Origin of the sequence: Nocardia sp. NPDC057668 (assembly GCF_042799795.1) — a bacterium.
Classification (GTDB): domain Bacteria; phylum Actinomycetota; class Actinomycetes; order Mycobacteriales; family Mycobacteriaceae; genus Nocardia.
Genome location: NZ_JBHVIC010000007.1, coordinates 1 through 14,543, shown reverse-complemented (window position 1 = coordinate 14,543; position 14,543 = coordinate 1). Strand labels below are relative to the sequence as shown.

General features: G+C 65.9%; 17 protein-coding genes. 4 read left to right on the top strand and 13 right to left on the bottom strand.

Going from position 1 to position 14,543, the window contains the following annotated elements; all coding sequences use genetic code 11:
• Window positions 1–13: 13 nt before the first annotated feature.
• From ACFVBH_RS33460 to ACFVBH_RS33415, 10 genes are all read right to left on the bottom strand, one after another.
• Window positions 14–253 (bottom strand): DUF5361 domain-containing protein, encoded by a 240-nt coding sequence (locus ACFVBH_RS33460; protein ID WP_379007921.1) that lies wholly within the window; start codon window positions 251–253, stop codon window positions 14–16.
• A 134-nt stretch (window positions 254–387) separates the two neighbouring features.
• Window positions 388–678, bottom strand: coding sequence for a hypothetical protein (locus tag ACFVBH_RS33455; RefSeq protein ID WP_379007919.1), 291 nt, complete (start codon window positions 676–678; stop codon window positions 388–390).
• Window positions 679–788: 110 nt separating this feature from the next.
• The gene (locus tag ACFVBH_RS33450) at window positions 789–1,376 is read right to left on the bottom strand and encodes a hypothetical protein (RefSeq protein ID WP_379007917.1); all 588 of its coding nucleotides are present in this window, start codon (window positions 1,374–1,376) and stop codon (window positions 789–791) included.
• Window positions 1,377–1,454: 78 nt separating this feature from the next.
• Window positions 1,455–1,892, bottom strand: a complete 438-nt coding sequence (locus tag ACFVBH_RS33445) for a hypothetical protein (protein ID WP_379007915.1) — start codon at window positions 1,890–1,892, stop codon at window positions 1,455–1,457.
• A gap of 433 nt (window positions 1,893–2,325) precedes the next feature.
• The gene (locus tag ACFVBH_RS33440) at window positions 2,326–2,952 is read right to left on the bottom strand and encodes a hypothetical protein (protein ID WP_379007913.1); all 627 of its coding nucleotides are present in this window, start codon (window positions 2,950–2,952) and stop codon (window positions 2,326–2,328) included.
• A gap of 275 nt (window positions 2,953–3,227) precedes the next feature.
• Window positions 3,228–3,524 (bottom strand): hypothetical protein, encoded by a 297-nt coding sequence (locus tag ACFVBH_RS33435; RefSeq protein ID WP_379007910.1) that lies wholly within the window; start codon window positions 3,522–3,524, stop codon window positions 3,228–3,230.
• Entirely contained in the window at window positions 3,525–3,734 is a 210-nt protein-coding gene (locus tag ACFVBH_RS33430) for a hypothetical protein (protein ID WP_354986444.1), read from the bottom strand.
• 541 nt (window positions 3,735–4,275) lie between these two features.
• Entirely contained in the window at window positions 4,276–5,013 is a 738-nt protein-coding gene (locus ACFVBH_RS33425; RefSeq protein WP_379007906.1) for a hypothetical protein, read from the bottom strand.
• A complete protein-coding gene (locus ACFVBH_RS33420) occupies window positions 5,013–5,732 on the bottom strand; it encodes a cutinase family protein (protein WP_379007903.1) in 720 nt (239 codons plus the stop codon). Before ACFVBH_RS33420 ends, ACFVBH_RS33425 begins: the two co-directional genes overlap by 1 nt.
• Window positions 5,729–5,968 carry a hypothetical protein gene (locus tag ACFVBH_RS33415; RefSeq protein WP_354986441.1) on the bottom strand — a complete coding sequence of 80 codons (240 nt, stop codon included), beginning with the start codon at window positions 5,966–5,968 and terminating at the stop codon, window positions 5,729–5,731. Before ACFVBH_RS33415 ends, ACFVBH_RS33420 begins: the two co-directional genes overlap by 4 nt.
• A 140-nt stretch (window positions 5,969–6,108) precedes the next feature.
• Between ACFVBH_RS33415 and ACFVBH_RS33410 the strand changes: the two genes are divergently transcribed.
• Window positions 6,109–6,363 carry a helix-turn-helix transcriptional regulator gene (locus ACFVBH_RS33410; protein ID WP_354986440.1) on the top strand — a complete coding sequence of 85 codons (255 nt, stop codon included), beginning with the start codon at window positions 6,109–6,111 and terminating at the stop codon, window positions 6,361–6,363.
• A 925-nt stretch (window positions 6,364–7,288) separates the two neighbouring features.
• Here the strand turns inward: ACFVBH_RS33410 and ACFVBH_RS33405 are convergent.
• Together ACFVBH_RS33405 and ACFVBH_RS33400 are read right to left on the bottom strand one after the other, a co-directional pair.
• On the bottom strand, window positions 7,289–7,720 hold the full coding sequence (locus tag ACFVBH_RS33405; RefSeq protein ID WP_379007900.1) for a hypothetical protein: 432 nt from the start codon (window positions 7,718–7,720) through the stop codon (window positions 7,289–7,291).
• A gap of 24 nt (window positions 7,721–7,744) precedes the next feature.
• Complete coding sequence (locus ACFVBH_RS33400) at window positions 7,745–8,923, bottom strand: SpoIID/LytB domain-containing protein (protein ID WP_354986438.1); 1,179 nt, start codon at window positions 8,921–8,923, stop codon at window positions 7,745–7,747.
• Window positions 8,924–9,196: 273 nt separating this feature from the next.
• Between ACFVBH_RS33400 and ACFVBH_RS33395 the strand changes: the two genes are divergently transcribed.
• Window positions 9,197–11,590 (top strand): N-acetylmuramoyl-L-alanine amidase, encoded by a 2,394-nt coding sequence (locus ACFVBH_RS33395; RefSeq protein ID WP_379007896.1) that lies wholly within the window; start codon window positions 9,197–9,199, stop codon window positions 11,588–11,590.
• Window positions 11,591–12,063: 473 nt separating this feature from the next.
• Here ACFVBH_RS33395 and ACFVBH_RS33390 read toward each other — a convergent pair whose 3' ends face one another.
• On the bottom strand, window positions 12,064–13,113 hold the full coding sequence (locus tag ACFVBH_RS33390) for a hypothetical protein (protein WP_379007894.1): 1,050 nt from the start codon (window positions 13,111–13,113) through the stop codon (window positions 12,064–12,066).
• A gap of 79 nt (window positions 13,114–13,192) precedes the next feature.
• Here ACFVBH_RS33390 and ACFVBH_RS33385 point away from each other — a divergent pair, with 79 nt between their 5' ends.
• Together ACFVBH_RS33385 and ACFVBH_RS33380 are read left to right on the top strand one after the other, a co-directional pair.
• Window positions 13,193–14,191: a YdcF family protein gene (locus tag ACFVBH_RS33385; RefSeq protein WP_379007892.1), complete on the top strand. Its 999-nt coding sequence runs from the start codon at window positions 13,193–13,195 to the stop codon at window positions 14,189–14,191.
• Between the two features lie 161 nt (window positions 14,192–14,352).
• Window positions 14,353–14,543: hypothetical protein (locus tag ACFVBH_RS33380; RefSeq protein WP_379007889.1), on the top strand; the 191-nt coding region annotated here is incomplete at its 3' end.

The following is a 14,543-nucleotide window of genomic DNA, read 5'->3' as shown; positions in this document are numbered from 1 at the left end:
TCCAACACTCGGATCAGCCCCAGCCCAGAAGATTGTCCAACTCTGCCGTTGATACCGCTGAGCCGATTCGTTCCGCGGAGGCTTTCAGCCCCGGGCGGGGGATCGGTTCGGGGCGATTTCTATTCTGTTGCGCCTCTTCGGTTTTCGACCACACCAGCCAGCGCAGCGAGTCCGCCATGTCGGCCATCAGCATCTGGGTCAGCTGCCACTGAGACTGGTCCGGATGCGTCTGTCGACCCAGTGCGGAGTCCAAGGGCGAGCATCGGACAATGACTTTAAGGTCCCGCCAGGTGAGCCGGTCGGTTCCGAGTTCACGAACCCGCAGGCCCAGTCGAATCAGTTCGTACTCGATCGCCTCGTCGTACTCTTCGAGAAGAGCGGCGAGGCTCAGGATTCCCCCAGGCCGACACCGGAATGCGTGCGCCAGGCTTCCAGTAGCGCCTGGTAGTCGTCCTGGGTCATATCGTCGACGGCGATCAATGCCTCGGGCGAGAGGCAGAGTTCGAGCAGGGTGTACATGGCGTCGACGCCGTTCAGGCGGCGAATGCGGCGGACCAGCCCGGGCTTGAGGTAAGACAGCGAGGGCAGCCGGACCTCAACTCCACCGACCTCGGTGGTGAAATCGGTCTTGACCGGCGTCCGGTCGCCGAAAGCATGTTCATTTGCGTTGGAATTCATTGTTACGCAGGCCCTTTCAAGATCCTCAACGCGCGACCCGAGAGTGCGGGGCCCAGCAGCGGCGGGCGGGCCTGCGCGTAGGTTGTTGTCCCGCCGCCGCTGGGGGCTTATCAGGCGGCGACGATGCCGTCGTCGAGGTAGCGGTAGGCCTTGACGCCCAGGTCGTCCTTGAAGGCTTCGATGGTGATGTTGAAGCCGGCCAGCTCCTTGGAGACAAACTTCTTCTCGGTGACCGCGGAGATCTTGGCGTTCGGCAGCACGATGCGCAGCTTCTTGGACTCGTGCAGCATGTCGAAGACCCAGGCGCGCGGCTTCAGGATCGAGCCGGTCTCCTTGACCTTGATCAGGGTGCCGCTGGACGCGGTGGCAGCGGTGATGGTCAGGTTGTCCGGGCCGAAGATCTCGCCCAGCACATCCTTGTCCCACACGGCGTACAGCGTCATGCCGAAGCGGACCGAGTGCTCGGTCTGCAGCTGGGCGATGATATCGGCGTTCCAGTCCTTTACGGTCTCGACCTTGCGCTCACCCTTGGACTCGATGCCGTCCTCGGAGACGTAGCCGAGCGGCTTGAAGGCGGCGTTCAGGGTGTCCGACGCCGAGATGGGCAGGGTGGTGGTGACCGGGGCCACCAGGACGCCGCCGGTGACGGCGATGTTCGGGGTGCCCGCACCGATGTACTTGCTAGAAGGCAGAGCCATTGTGATTCCTTTTCCCTTCGGGGATTGCGCAGGCCCTTTGGACTGCGGTTATTCAGTTGTGTTGCTCCCCTGCGGGAGTCATGCGAGGACGGTGCCCCGCACACACAGATCGGCGATGATTACGTACCGAGGATCGGCGGTCGCCGGATCGGTATCGTTTTCCACGCCGAGGTCTTCGATGGAGTCGCACCACACGGTCCCGAGGTATCCGGGAGCCGCGGCGGACAAGATCGCGCGCACCGATTCGGCCAAAGCCGAACCGGATCCCGCGGAATCGGAACACTCGATCACCACCCTTGGGCGGTCGAGAATGAGACGAGGACCACGTATGCCTTCCCGGTCCTCGACGTCATTGCGAAGCTTCCGATCGTTGCGCGTGACTCGCACCATGCGCGCTGGTCGCGGATCAGGGATCCTCGTAACAACGTCGGCAGTATCGGCAGCCGCAGCCAGCTGTGCGGTCAGGTAGTCGACGAGAGTCTTCTCGATATCGGGAAACACGACTTTCTCTGGCATCGTGTGGACGCCTTTCATTTGGATCGGGACCATCCGAATCTTGGCCGCAAGCCGGGACATCGCGTTTTCATGGTGCGATGACCTTCAGATTCGCTGCGGCATAAAAGGATCCAGACGTTTCGACTTATCTGAGTGGTGCTCGAAGCGCTTCGGCTACCGACCTTCCGACGCTCGGATGCGCTTGAATTTCGCGAGTGCTGACGTGGACGTCAGTCCGGAATAGCTCTTGGTCCTGATGCCGTGCTGCGGGCCCTGCGCGGTACTGGCCGAGCTGCCGGTTGTCATAGCCGCCAGGTCTGCCATTCGGCCGCCGGCCCAGGCCACGAAGTCGTTCGCTGGGTTCGGTGCGAGCTCGATGGGCTCGGCAAGCTCCCGTCCCAAGCCCGCCAGCAGCGATCTCTCCACTGTGCCGGAGAGATCCGGCAGAGGCGCGTCAGATGCCATCGGTCATCACCGCTCTGCTCGCGTCGCTGATACGTCGGCGGAGTTCATCGACTACGCCCGCGTACGCCTCGGTCTTCGTCGCCGCCTCGTGCGCCAAACCCCGCGGATGGGTCGCGACCCAAATCCCGTCGTCGGTCTGCTGCACCTCGATGTCCTCGAGGTTGTAGAACTCCTCGGCGTCGGGGGCGGGCCACTCGCCGTTCTCGTCCTTCGTGACGTGGGTGCCGAGGTCGAAGGCGCCCGGGGGGCCGGCGGGGGTTGCGAGCCAGCGGATCTCTTCCAATTCGGGGTGGACCCGGACCCCGCGTTTCACCAGGTACTCCGCAATCCGATTCGCCTGTTTGATGCTGGTTACCGTGGGTTCGGCCAGTTTGCGGCCGATCTTGCTTTCCCACTCGGGGAGGTGGATCACGGCCAGCTCCTCGGCCAGCGCCTTCACCTGGGGGTCGAGTTCGTCCACCTGTTCGGATTCGGCGAACTTTCCGCTCAGGGTCTGCTGCAGGAAGTTCAGGAACTCGGGGGTCACCAGCTGGCCGGAGTCGGTTTCCACATAGTCCGACGACGGCGGGGGCTGGTTGCCGAAGCGGACGGATTCGATGATTTCCTTGCCGGACATAGCGTTTCGGGTCCTTCCGAGTGGGGTGGTGACGGATTCCGGGCCCTTCCCCAGGCTCGGGATCTACGAAAGTTGGGGTCCCGCCCCCGGGTGAGGGGACTGCCCGGGGGCGGGACCTTGCGCCCCAGCGCCGCATCCGTGTCTGCGACCGCGGACCACCTGCGGGAGACGGGCGCGCTGGGGAGCGGGCATGCGGCGAGGCTCTCAACCCGCTGTGTACCTACCGAGAGGCTTCGGGGGCCGGCCGCATGGGCTGGGTGACGGCGAGTGGGCCGTCAGATCTCTTCTTCGAGCGTCGCGGGGATCTTGTAGTTCGCGGCCGGGGGCTCTTGGCCCGGGACGTGGAACGTGAAGAAGGCGAGCAGCTCGTCGATGTGGCGTTGCAGGGCGCGGATCAGGCGGATCGCGTCGCGGAAGCGGCGCTGATCGCTGGCGGCCTGATCTTCCAGGGCCACGACGCGTTCGCGGAGTTTGGATACTTCGCGGGCCTGCCAGGCGGTGACCGCGCCGATCACGGTGGCGATCGCGAGGCCGATAGCCTGGACGAAGTCGGGGTTGAGCCAGGTCTGCATTCAGTCCTCACCGCCCGGTGATCGCACCGGCGTCACGGCCGGGCGGATGAGCGCTCCCGCGATGACGGGGGTGAGCAGGCCGTAGAGGGTGAGTGCGGATTCGATCCATTCGGTGCCGACCTGCCTGCCGAGCAGGTAGGCCGCGACACCGGTGATGGCGACGAGTACGGATCGCACCAGAGCGGGTTCGGGAACCCTGTTGATACGCATGATGTTTCCTTCCGACAGCGCCGCGGACCCCGTTTGCCGCTCTGGAAGCAGGGGACGCGGGGCGGATCTACATGAGTAGCGGGACGATGATCGCGATCAGCTGCGCGATGTACGAGCCGACGGTGATCCACTGATCGATGGTGAGACCGAAAAGCATTGCGATTGCTCCTGATTCGAAGGCGCGAGGCAGGCCTCAACGACCGAACCCCCGATCCGGATGCGGATCGAGGGTTCGGGGTGAAGAGCTTGGGAGGCCGACGAGGTTGGAACCTCTTGCCAGAGAGTGTGTTTCCCGTGAGTTCGGGATGAAGGCGCAACTGTGGCGCTGCACATAGCTTCACTTAAGCGGATTCAAAAGTCAACACCCATCTTGAAGATTCTTGGAAACCGCAGGTGGGGAAGGGTTCTCGCGAGGTTGGCATCCAGCGCGACAGTGCCCGCAAGCTCGCCGGCTCGCGGCGCACGCATGCTTTGGGAACGAAGAAGTCCCAGTCCTCGGCGAGGACTGGGACTTCCATGAGCTCTGTGCACTTGTCGGCGGTCAGCCAGCGATCTTCTCTCGGATACGCAGCAGTGGCCGGTACTGCTCCGCCGCGGCCGACTTGGACCGGCGCTTACGCGCGGGGTGGGCCAGATGGGCTTCGAGCACCTCCCCCACCACGAACAACTCGGGCCAGTCCGGCGCCCACGGCCCCGGCACCGGGCTGATCCGGCCGGCATCGCGCAGGGTCTGGATGCGACGAACGGTGATCGACTGGAACGCCTCACCCATTTCCTTTGCCAGGGTGGCGATTCCGTTGACGTTCAGCCGGGCAGTGCGGGCGGCCTCCAGCTGCGCCGCGTCCACCTCGATCTGCGAGGTCGGCGGGCAGATGACGTGCAGGGCGGTCTGCACGGCGGCGCGGATCTCGGCCGGGGCGGTTTCCGCGCCCTCGGTCATGGCGAGGGCGATGACATTGCGGTCCAGCCAACGGGCCAGGCCGCCGGTCGAGGTGCCACCGGTGTAGTCGAGTCCGCGCTGCTCGCAGATCAGGCGCACCCAGGACACCAGGACCGCGTGCAGCTGATCGCGAGCACGGGCGGCCGCGGGGCTGAACGGTAGCGGCTGGTCACCGGAGCGGGAGCTCAGTCGCAGGTTCGGGCCGCCGAGCCGGGAGCGCCGCAGGACCGCGTCCTCGAGATCGACCGCCAGTTCCGGGATTTCGCGCAGCATGCGCACGAGATCCAGCACCGCGGCGCGATCCAGGAACAGGTGGTTCGGATCAATCTCGCTGTGCATCAGGCGATCTCCCGGTTGATGGTTTCGGCAAGGCGGGCGGCGTGGCCGTGGCGCACATAGTCCACGGTGTGGCGGCCGTCGGTGAGATAGCCGCGGGCGTAGGCCAGGGCGCCGCTCCAGGCGCTCCAGTTCTTGGGGGCCCACCAGCGCTGGACGCGGCGGTGCACGACGGTGTCGACCAGGCTGCGACCCCAGATCAGGGCGGCCTCGGGGCTGTCCATACAGAAGTATTGGGAGAGGTCCGCGACCAGGCGCAGGGCGTTTCCGGCGGGGAGCGCGGTGATCGGGTCGCCGGGGGCGGCGGCCCAGTAGGTCGGGATGTCGGTCACCCAGCGCTGACCGGCGATGCCGTAACCGCCGGGATCGGTGCCGACGCATTCGCCGGCCGGGCGCAGGGGGTCGGCGATGAGGGCGCAGGCGGCGACGTCGAGCTTGGGCCACAGGCCGCGGCCGATTTCGGCGGCGACGTCGCCCGCGATGGCCGCACCCTGCGAATATCCCGCGACGACAACGCGATTGGGGGTCTTCTCGATCGCTGCGAGTAGCGCGGCCTTCCCCGCCGCGCTGCTCTCCGCGTAGGACATCCGGCCGCCGTATTCGGCCGGGTAGGGGATCATGCGCGGCGCGAATCGGCTCAGATCCAGCGCGCGGGAGAAGGTGTCGGTCACGCTTTCGCCATTGGGGGCCCACGTGCCGCCGACGATCAGTACGTCGATCATGCGGCCACCTCCGCGCGGTCGCGCTCGGATGTCGGCAGCAGGGCGATCGGATCGCAGCCCAGCACGCTTCCGACCAGCAGCAATTCATCGAGCTTGAACGAGCCGGCGGCGCGCAACCGCAGCTCCAGCACGGGCTCGGCGAGGCCGGTTCGGGCCGCGAGGGTGTGCGAATCCATACCGATCGCACCCATCGCATACCTGACGCGATCGGCGATCTGTCCGTCTATCAAGTCCATACGGAACACTCTAAGGTCCGTACGGACCTTTCACAAGTCCGAACGGACCTTCTACTGTGAAGTTCCAAACATTTAGGTTTAAGGCTTGAGTTTCAGGGTGCTGTTTGCAACTACGCCGTTCGGACCTCAGAATGGTCCGTATGGAATTGCGGGACCTCGACGACCTCAACCGCGCCGTCGGTGACGAGCTCCGTGCCGCGCGCGCCCGCCGCGGGCTGACACGCCCTCAGCTCGCGGCGACCTCGGGAGTTGCGGTGAGCACGATTCAACGTTTCGAGAACGGTGAACGCTCACCGGACCTCACACAGCTCTACCAGCTATGCAGTGCACTCGACATCTCTCCGCAGGAGATCGTCGCCCGGTCCGTTCAGAAGGTCAACGGTTCCGGGGAGTAGGTCGACCACATTTCGACCGAGCACCTCTGCCACCAAACACAGATCAGCCACGGTGAGTCGCCCCTGTGCGACTCGCTCCGCCATTTCGACACCCAATTGGCCGGCCACGGCCGACATCTGTTCATGATCTACAACTTGGCTGAACCACGCCACCAATGACGCTGCATGCACGGCTGAAAACCCCTATGACTCGATCCGTCGACACGGACATCCGACTTCCGGCCCAACTGGAGCCGAAAGAGACCGCCGACGAGTCGATACCGGCTCCCTCCAGCCGAACTCCCCACATCGGACAGCAGCACAAATCCGCCACCCGGGCCCCCGGAATTTCAAGGCGGCACTCCCACGTTTAACCCATCTCAACCCACCGTCCGTAATGCCCTGTGACACAACGCCACAGGACAATGTTGACGAGGCGGAGTATACACGTGCGTGATCGTAGTTCGTCAGTCGAAGGAAGGCGAAGCGGGCGTCGAAATACGTTGCGCGGAAGCGACTCTGCGGTAACAAGCCGGCGCTCGGATGGGCAATCCGGAAGTCGCGATTCCTTGCGTTTGCGCTGCTCAAGCGAGAATTACGCTCTGCGCCAATGGTTCTGTCGCTTCTTCTATGCTCTGGCATTCCGATTCACCTAGGACACAACGTGATCCGTCGGTCTTTGAAAGTGATCGCGCCCCATCCCCCGAAACCGACAGTACGCGAATTCCCCGCGCAAATCGCTATGGCAATTCCCTATTACTCGAGGTAGGTTGCCATTCGCGGACATGAAGAACGACCTCGCACACGAGTCCAATGCCATCGCAATCCCATAGGCAGCGCGACGACGGTGCAGCGCCCCGAGGAGAGGCCGGCGAACCAACCACCGCCCCACATCTTTTGCGGTTCAACTGATCTAATCTCGGAAACGCCGGGCAGTCCGGGATGTCTATGAGTCCGAAACCAGCGCACCGAAGTCCTCTTCGAGATACGACAGGTGTTCGGCATTCTCCGCGGTAAGGGTTGACCTCGGAATCCGAGCGAGGGCATCGAGGTCGACGCGGCCGATCAGATCGGCGGTCCACAACTGCACGAGCGCATTGAACTGCGCTTCGCGCGCCCAGGCATCGCTTTCCCCCACGGCGGCCTCGGCCAGCGCCCGCCCCGCCACAGCTCCCTGATCCGGACTCAGCGCTCGAATCCAATCGACGAACGTTTCGCAGGCTTCGAATCGCTCGCGAGGGTCGCCGTGCTGGAGATGGTGGATAGCCGACTCGAATCGAGCGGGTTCAACGGTCACGACTTCGCCTCCCGGACTGCCGATCACCGAACTTGCCCAATTCGATTCGGTGTCGGAGGCAGCGATCGTACCGACGGACAACGTGTGAAGCGGAAACCTTCGGGACTACTCGTCGGCGTAACCGCCCGCGGCGGCGCTCGGCGGGACCGCGGCCAGGGGCTCCGAGGTTGCGGGGGCGGGGACGCGGGGCCTGTTGGGCTGGAGGTCGACCCTGCGGGGGGCCGGGGGGAAGATCTCGTTCAGGAGGCTCGGGAGGTCCAGGGGGATCGTGTATTCGGTATCGGTGGGGAGGGTGGGGTCCGAATGCGTGGGGGGTCCGTAGGTGGGGCCGTAGGACGGGTCCTCGGTGGTGGGGTCGATGGGCGGGACCGTCGGGTCGACCATCGTTGGGGCGGAGGGGAACTCGGAGACCGCGGGGCCCACCGAGAGGTTTTCTATGCTGGGGATCCCGGCGTCGGGGGCTGCCGAGTACTCGGCGCGGAGGATGTGGCCCTCGTGGACGAGGACTTTGCCCGCGGACACGCGGACCGCCTCCGACGTGCGCGAGTCTTCGCGTTCCGTGCCGGGATACATCTGGCAGTCGGTGCTGTCGCAGGTTTGGGCGTAGACGTAGCGGTCCTCGGCCAGCGCGTAGGAGCGGGCCGCGATCGCCTGTGCGCGTAGGGCTTCCGCGCCGCCCTTGTCGGCCCAGTTCGGGACCATCTCGGCGGGGACCACGCCCTTCAGGTAGTCCTCGATGTCCACCTCGTTCACCGTGCGGTACGCGCCGTCCTCCAGGGCCACGCCGAGGACCCCGCGGTAGGCGTTGCCGCCGCAGAGGCTGAGGTGTTCCTCCGCGGGGCGGTCGGAACCCGCCTCCAGGGGGTAGATGTAGGGGTCGTCTGTTGTGCCCTCCCACAGCACCTCGCCCTCGCAGCCGGTGGTGATGACCACGTCCGCGCCGGTTTCGGTGGGGGTCAGGTGGGCGGCCTGGCCGGGGATCACGCGGCGGCCGGCGACGTACAGGCCGGACTCGGACTCCACGTCCAGGGTGCTGTCGTCCTGCTGTTGCAGGCGCACGCGGATCGGCGTGGAGGCGATCGTCTGCAGCTCCGCGCCCGGGTAATAGTGGGCCAGAATCGATTCGGCGGTATTGCCCTCCAGGGCGCGGTCGAACGCGCCGTTCTGGCTGAGGCCGCGGCCGTGGCCGGGACTCGCTGTTACCCGGAATTCTCCGTCCGGCCAGGCCCAGAGCAGGCCGGCGGACGTGCCCGCCATGGTCGTGGCGGCGAGCGATAGGGCCAAGAGGCGTCGGCGACGACGTTGCGCGTGTAAGTGACCGTTCGGCATGTCATACCCGTTCTCTTGTAAGCCAAAGCTACATTCGAGTTACCGCAGCTAATCCTCAACAACAGGTTCAGACTATGGGACAGTTGTGACTAGTGTGATCGTTGAGCCGTCAGGACGCAACCAAGGCATTCCGGCGAAGTTCGACGGATCTACCTGGAATGGGAGCTATCAGTGCCATATCGCAGACCGAAAAACTCATATGTCCTGCCGGTCGTCACCATCCTGGCGATGACCGCACCCTTCGGCATGATCGGGCTGAGCGACTCGCCGAAGATTCAGTCTGTCGACGAGAGCAATCTGGCAGCTATACCCGCGAACATGGCCGAGGTGGCGCTGGCTTCCGCCCCGGATCTGGTGCTGCCGCTGCGCGAGCTGACCGGGCTCGACCTGCCGGATCTGCGACTATCCGACCTGCGGTCCATCCCGCTGCCCGCGTCCATCAAGATCCCGTCGGGGCTCGAATTGCCGGGCGGGGTGCAGCTGCCGGACGAGATCAAACTCCCCCGACTGAGCCGGCCCGCCGAGCCCGGCGGGCGCGGCGGCCAGAGACCGGACGCGGCAGCACCCGGCTTCATCGCCGCACCCGGACCGCAGGATCCGAACGCGGTCCCTCCCGCTCCTACCGGCGAGCCCGGCAGCGTTCCCGCGCCGGTGGCACCCGGTGCGGCCGCGGGTGAAAACCTCCCCGCCCCAGTCGATCCCGCTCCCGTCGAAGCCCCCGCTCCGGGTCCGGACGCTCGCCCGGCGATTCCCGGCGACCTCAGCAAGCCCGCCCTCGCACCGGGCGCGGTACCCACCGAACTCGTGTCCAAGGTCGGCGCGCAGGTCAAGGAACTGACCCGGGACAAGCCCTTCAGCATGGTGGCGCTGACCGCCGAGAATCTGGCCGGGATGACGGCGATGATCCGCGCCCAGCTGCCCGACGGCGGCTGGGGACCGTGGTATTCGACCGAACCGGTCGACACGCCCGGGCGGACACGATCGGGTACCGAACCGATCTACGTCGGCAACACCAAGGCCGTGCAGATCCTGATGACGAAGAAGAACGCTGCGGCGCCCGTCGAGGGTGAGGCGCCCGCGCCCGTCGAAGGCGAAGCGCCCGCGCCGGTCGAACCGGCGGTTTCGGAAGAAGCGCCGCTCGATCCCGCAGCGCCCGTGGATCCCGCCGCGCCGGTCGACGCCGCCGCGCCCGCGGGTGAACCGTCCGCGCTCGCGCCGGCCGAACCCGCGCCGTTCACCGATCACGGCGATCCCGCGCAGATCGACCTCGAGAAGCTCGCCGCGATCCTCATCGATCCGGGCCGCGGCGCGGCGGACGAGAACCTCAACGAGGTGGCGGCCGCGCTGCCCGGCGGCGGGCCGAAGGTGATCACCCGCTCGCAGTGGGGCGCGGACGAGGACCTGCGCTGCGAGGAGCCGACCTACGACGACGGGCTGGCCGCGATCACGGTGCACCACACCGCCGGTCGCAACGATTACAGCCGTTCGGAGTCGGCGGGCATCGTGCGTGCGATCTACTCGTACCACGCGAAGACGCTGGGCTGGTGCGACATCGGCTACAACGCGCTGGTCGACAAGTACGGGCAGATCTTCGAGGGACGCTACGGCGGACTGGATCGGCCGGTCGAAGGCGCGCATTCGGGCGGGTTCAATATCAACACCGCCGGTGTGGCCCTGATGGGCAACTACGAGGAAGACACCCCGAGCGAGGTCGCGATGCAGGCGATGGGCAAGTTCATCGGCTGGCGGGCCAAGGTCGCCGGGATCGATCCCGAAGGCACGACCACGATGTTCTCCGAGGGCAGCGATTACACGCGCTACGCGCTCGGGCAGGCCGTGAAGCTGCCGACGATCTTCGCGCACCGCGACGTCGGCAACACCTCGTGCCCGGGTGACTCCCTCTACGACCTGATGGATCGGATTCGCGAGATCGCGCTGAAGACGGCCGGGCCGAGTCCGCTGGCGGACGCCCCGGCCACCACCAAGCCGACCGCGCCCCGCACCCGGCCTGAGCAGAACGCGGGTTACCAGCACCCGCAGGCCGCGCCGGACACCGAGGACGACATCGCGACGCTGGCCGAGCTCACCACGCGGTTGCTCGGATTGATCGACACGAATCCGGTGGCCAAGTACTGGAACGATCAGGGTGGCCCGAACAGCTCACTGGGACAGCCGAAGTCGGCGCCGCAGCCGACGATGGACGGCGGGCAGTACGCACAGTTCGTGAACGGCTACGTGTACTCGACGCCCAAGGGGCAGGTCTTCGCCGTCGTCGGCAAGATCCTGGAGCGCTTCGTGCAATTGGGCGGCGCCACCGGGATTCTGGGGCTGCCCACCGGCGGGGAGTACGCGGTGCAGGACGGTGTGCGCGCCGACTTCCAGTTCGGCTCACTGATTCTCAACAAGATGACGGGGATCGTGACCACCATCCTGCAGCACTGGGGCGCGGTGCAGGATCCGGCGCCGTCGGTGCGGCCCGGGCGTGACCTGCCCGCTGTCGCACCGATTCCGGATGCGGGTGGGCAGCAGCCCGCCGTCGCGGCGATACCGGAAACCTCGGGGCAACAGCCCGCTGTCGCCGAGATTCCGCGCGTGATGCCGGGAATCCCAGCGCAGCAGTAGCTTTCGAAAGGGTTCGGCGGGCCGGCTGCCGGACCCCCTACCAGAGGACCGGGGTGTGCCCCCGGTCCTCGTCCAATTCCGGGCCTTGTGCGAGGCGACGCGGCGGCACGATCGCGCCCCGGGGGTGTCGCGGCAGCAAGGCTGCCCCGCCCTCTACGCCCCGTATGCAATCCATGTTGGTGCCAACAGCCCGAGCCGGTGCGGCGAGGCAACCGCTGGATGATCACTGCGGGTTACGCGGTCGTGTCATCACCGAGGCGGCCGCGGCGTTCCGAACCCGATAGGTCTTCGGCACCCTCGATTCCCGGCTTGCCACAGGGTCGGCCGATGAAGACGGCCGATCGAAATCCGCAAGGAGCATGGCGTTTCCGAACGGGGCGGGATTCGGGATGACGGGACTAGATCGTGCCGAGTTTTCTACCGCGCCAAGGTATTCGGCCGACCCGGATCTCCGGCCCATCGAGGAACGCCGTTCAGCCGATGGTGATGGCGAGGTCGAAATCGGACAGGGGCAGCGGGTTTCCGGATGTGGTCATGGTGACCACCTCTTCGTTGTCGTCGTCGTCTTCGCCGGGGACCGGAATGGCCAGGCCGATGTGGTGCAGGCTGACGACGGTCGCCGTCGCGGCGATGCGGAAGTAGTCGGGTGTGGCGGGCCAGCGGCGTTCGGCGGTGTCGCCGTCGAGGTCGAAGGCGTCGTGCGCGGTGAGGTAGTCGCGGGTGGCGTCGGTGAGGTCGACGGACAGGCGAATGTCGTCCGGCGACAATTCGAGGCGGGCATGGGCGTCGGACTCGGCGGTGGCGGGGAAGAACTCCACACGCAGCGGATCTGGTCCCGGGCCGAGGGCGCGCATGGCCAGGTGCACATCGCGCAGCGCGTCGGTGAGGATGCCGCGCAGGTGGCGCGGGGTGTAGACGCTCCAGATCTCGGCGGGACCGTGTGCGTTGCCGCGGCCCTCGTGGCCGGTCCAGGTGAAGGTCATCTCGTATTCGTCGGCCGAGGTCTCGGCCAGATCGTTCTCATCGAGCAGGACCAGGTCATCGTCATCGACGAAATCCGGGTAGTGGTACTGGGTCTTCCACAGCCACCAGTTCTGATCCGCTTCGGCCTCGGCGAGATGAACGCGCAGGGTCAGCGTGCCGTCTTCGTCGAGCGCCAGTTGGCGAATGGTGTCGTCGCCGACCGCCCAGCAGACGACCAGATCCCCATAGCCGGTGTACCAGGAGGGTTTTCCCCAGATCGCGGTAGCGAGGTCGAGGTGGTGGCGGAAGTTCTCGGGCTCGATGACCGCGATGCGGATGTACAGCGACTGCCACTGGCCATCGCCCTTGCCGTACTGGTCGTCCTCCTCGAAAAGTCTTCCACCCGAAGGAGTTTCGCTGATCACGATCTTCTTGCCGGTCAGGGTCCAGCCCAGTTCGCGGCAGGCCGCCTCGGCGCGGTCACGGTGGCAGAACGCGGGAGCGTGCCGGGCCACTTCGTCGAGGAGGGCGGTGAACCGGCTGTCGGTCATGGTGCTCACGAGGCGGGACGGTATCGGCCCGCACCGACAGGCCCCCAGCGTCTTCGACGGCCCGTACCGGAACCCATACGATTGCTGAATGTTTGCTCTCATGATCGGCGTGGTGCTGCTCGGCTGGCTCGGCCTGCGGGTGTACCGGGAGCCGCGGCGCATCGGCAACGGCGTGCTGCTGTTGATCGCGGCCGCCTTCTGCGTGCTGGGGCTGATCGAGCTGGACAGCGAGAGCCCGGTGTCGATCGCGGTCGTGCTGTTGCTGGCGGCCTCGCCGCTGGTGCTGCTCATTCTCGCGGGGTTGCTGATGATGAACGGCGTGCAGATGTGGCGGCGCGAGGGGCGGCGGCCGGCGAACCTGCTCTCGTTCGGGCTCGGCGTGGCGATGCTGCTTCCGTACGCGCTGTTCATCGTGGCATTCGAGCTGGAATGGGAATGGATGACAGCGGTTTTCGGCTCGGTGCTGCTGGTGGAGTGCTACCTGGGCTTCATTCTGCTGGCCTTCCTGGTGTATTCGTGGGTGTATCTGCGGCTGCCGTATCGGCGCGGGATGAGCGCGATCGTCGTGCACGGGTCGGGACTGATCGGCGCGCGGGTGCCACCGCTGCTGGCGGCGCGGCTGGACAAGGCGCTGGAGGTTCATGCCGCGGAGACGGCGGCGGGACGCACGCCGGTGCTGGTGACCAGCGGCGGCAAGGGGTCCGACGAGGATGTCGCCGAGGCCGACGCGATGGCCGACTACGTGGTCGGACGGGGCTTTCCGGCGGAGGGGGTTCTGCGTGAGGATCGCTCCGCCACCACACGCGAAAATCTGCTCTATACGGCGGGGATGCTGGCTGCCCGGGGGATGTCGGGTCCAATGGTGTTGGTTACCAGTAATTTCCATGCGCTGCGTACGGGAATCCTGGCTCGCCGACTGGGGTTGGATGCGACGGTGGTCGGGGCCGAGACGGCTTTCTACTACCTTCCCAGCGCGATCCTGCGCGAGTATGTCGCGATTCTGGTCGAGCACCGCTGGACCAACGCGCTGATCTGCGCGGCCCTTGCCGCGCTGCCTTTGCTGGCAATGGTGGCCGTGCGCTACTGAATGGGATATTCGGGACTATTGCCGCTGGCACTCGATGGGAATGCCGGAGTTGTTGCGGGCTCGATTGTCAGAGGATTGCGAAGGGTGAGTGTGTCTGAATAGCTTTGTATCACAATGCAATTAGGCTATTGCGGATTGTAATTGAGGGGTAGAATTGGGGTATGAATTCGGGAAGGGAATCCACAGCCGCGCAGGGTGCACTCGCACTCGGTGCCGCGGCGGAAACCCTGCTCGAAGCACCCCTGTATTCGATGAGTGATGACGAGGTCATCGAACTCATGCAGGACATCGAAACCATCACACGCCAACTCGACGCCGCGAAACAACGGCTCGTGCTCGAATGCGGGACACG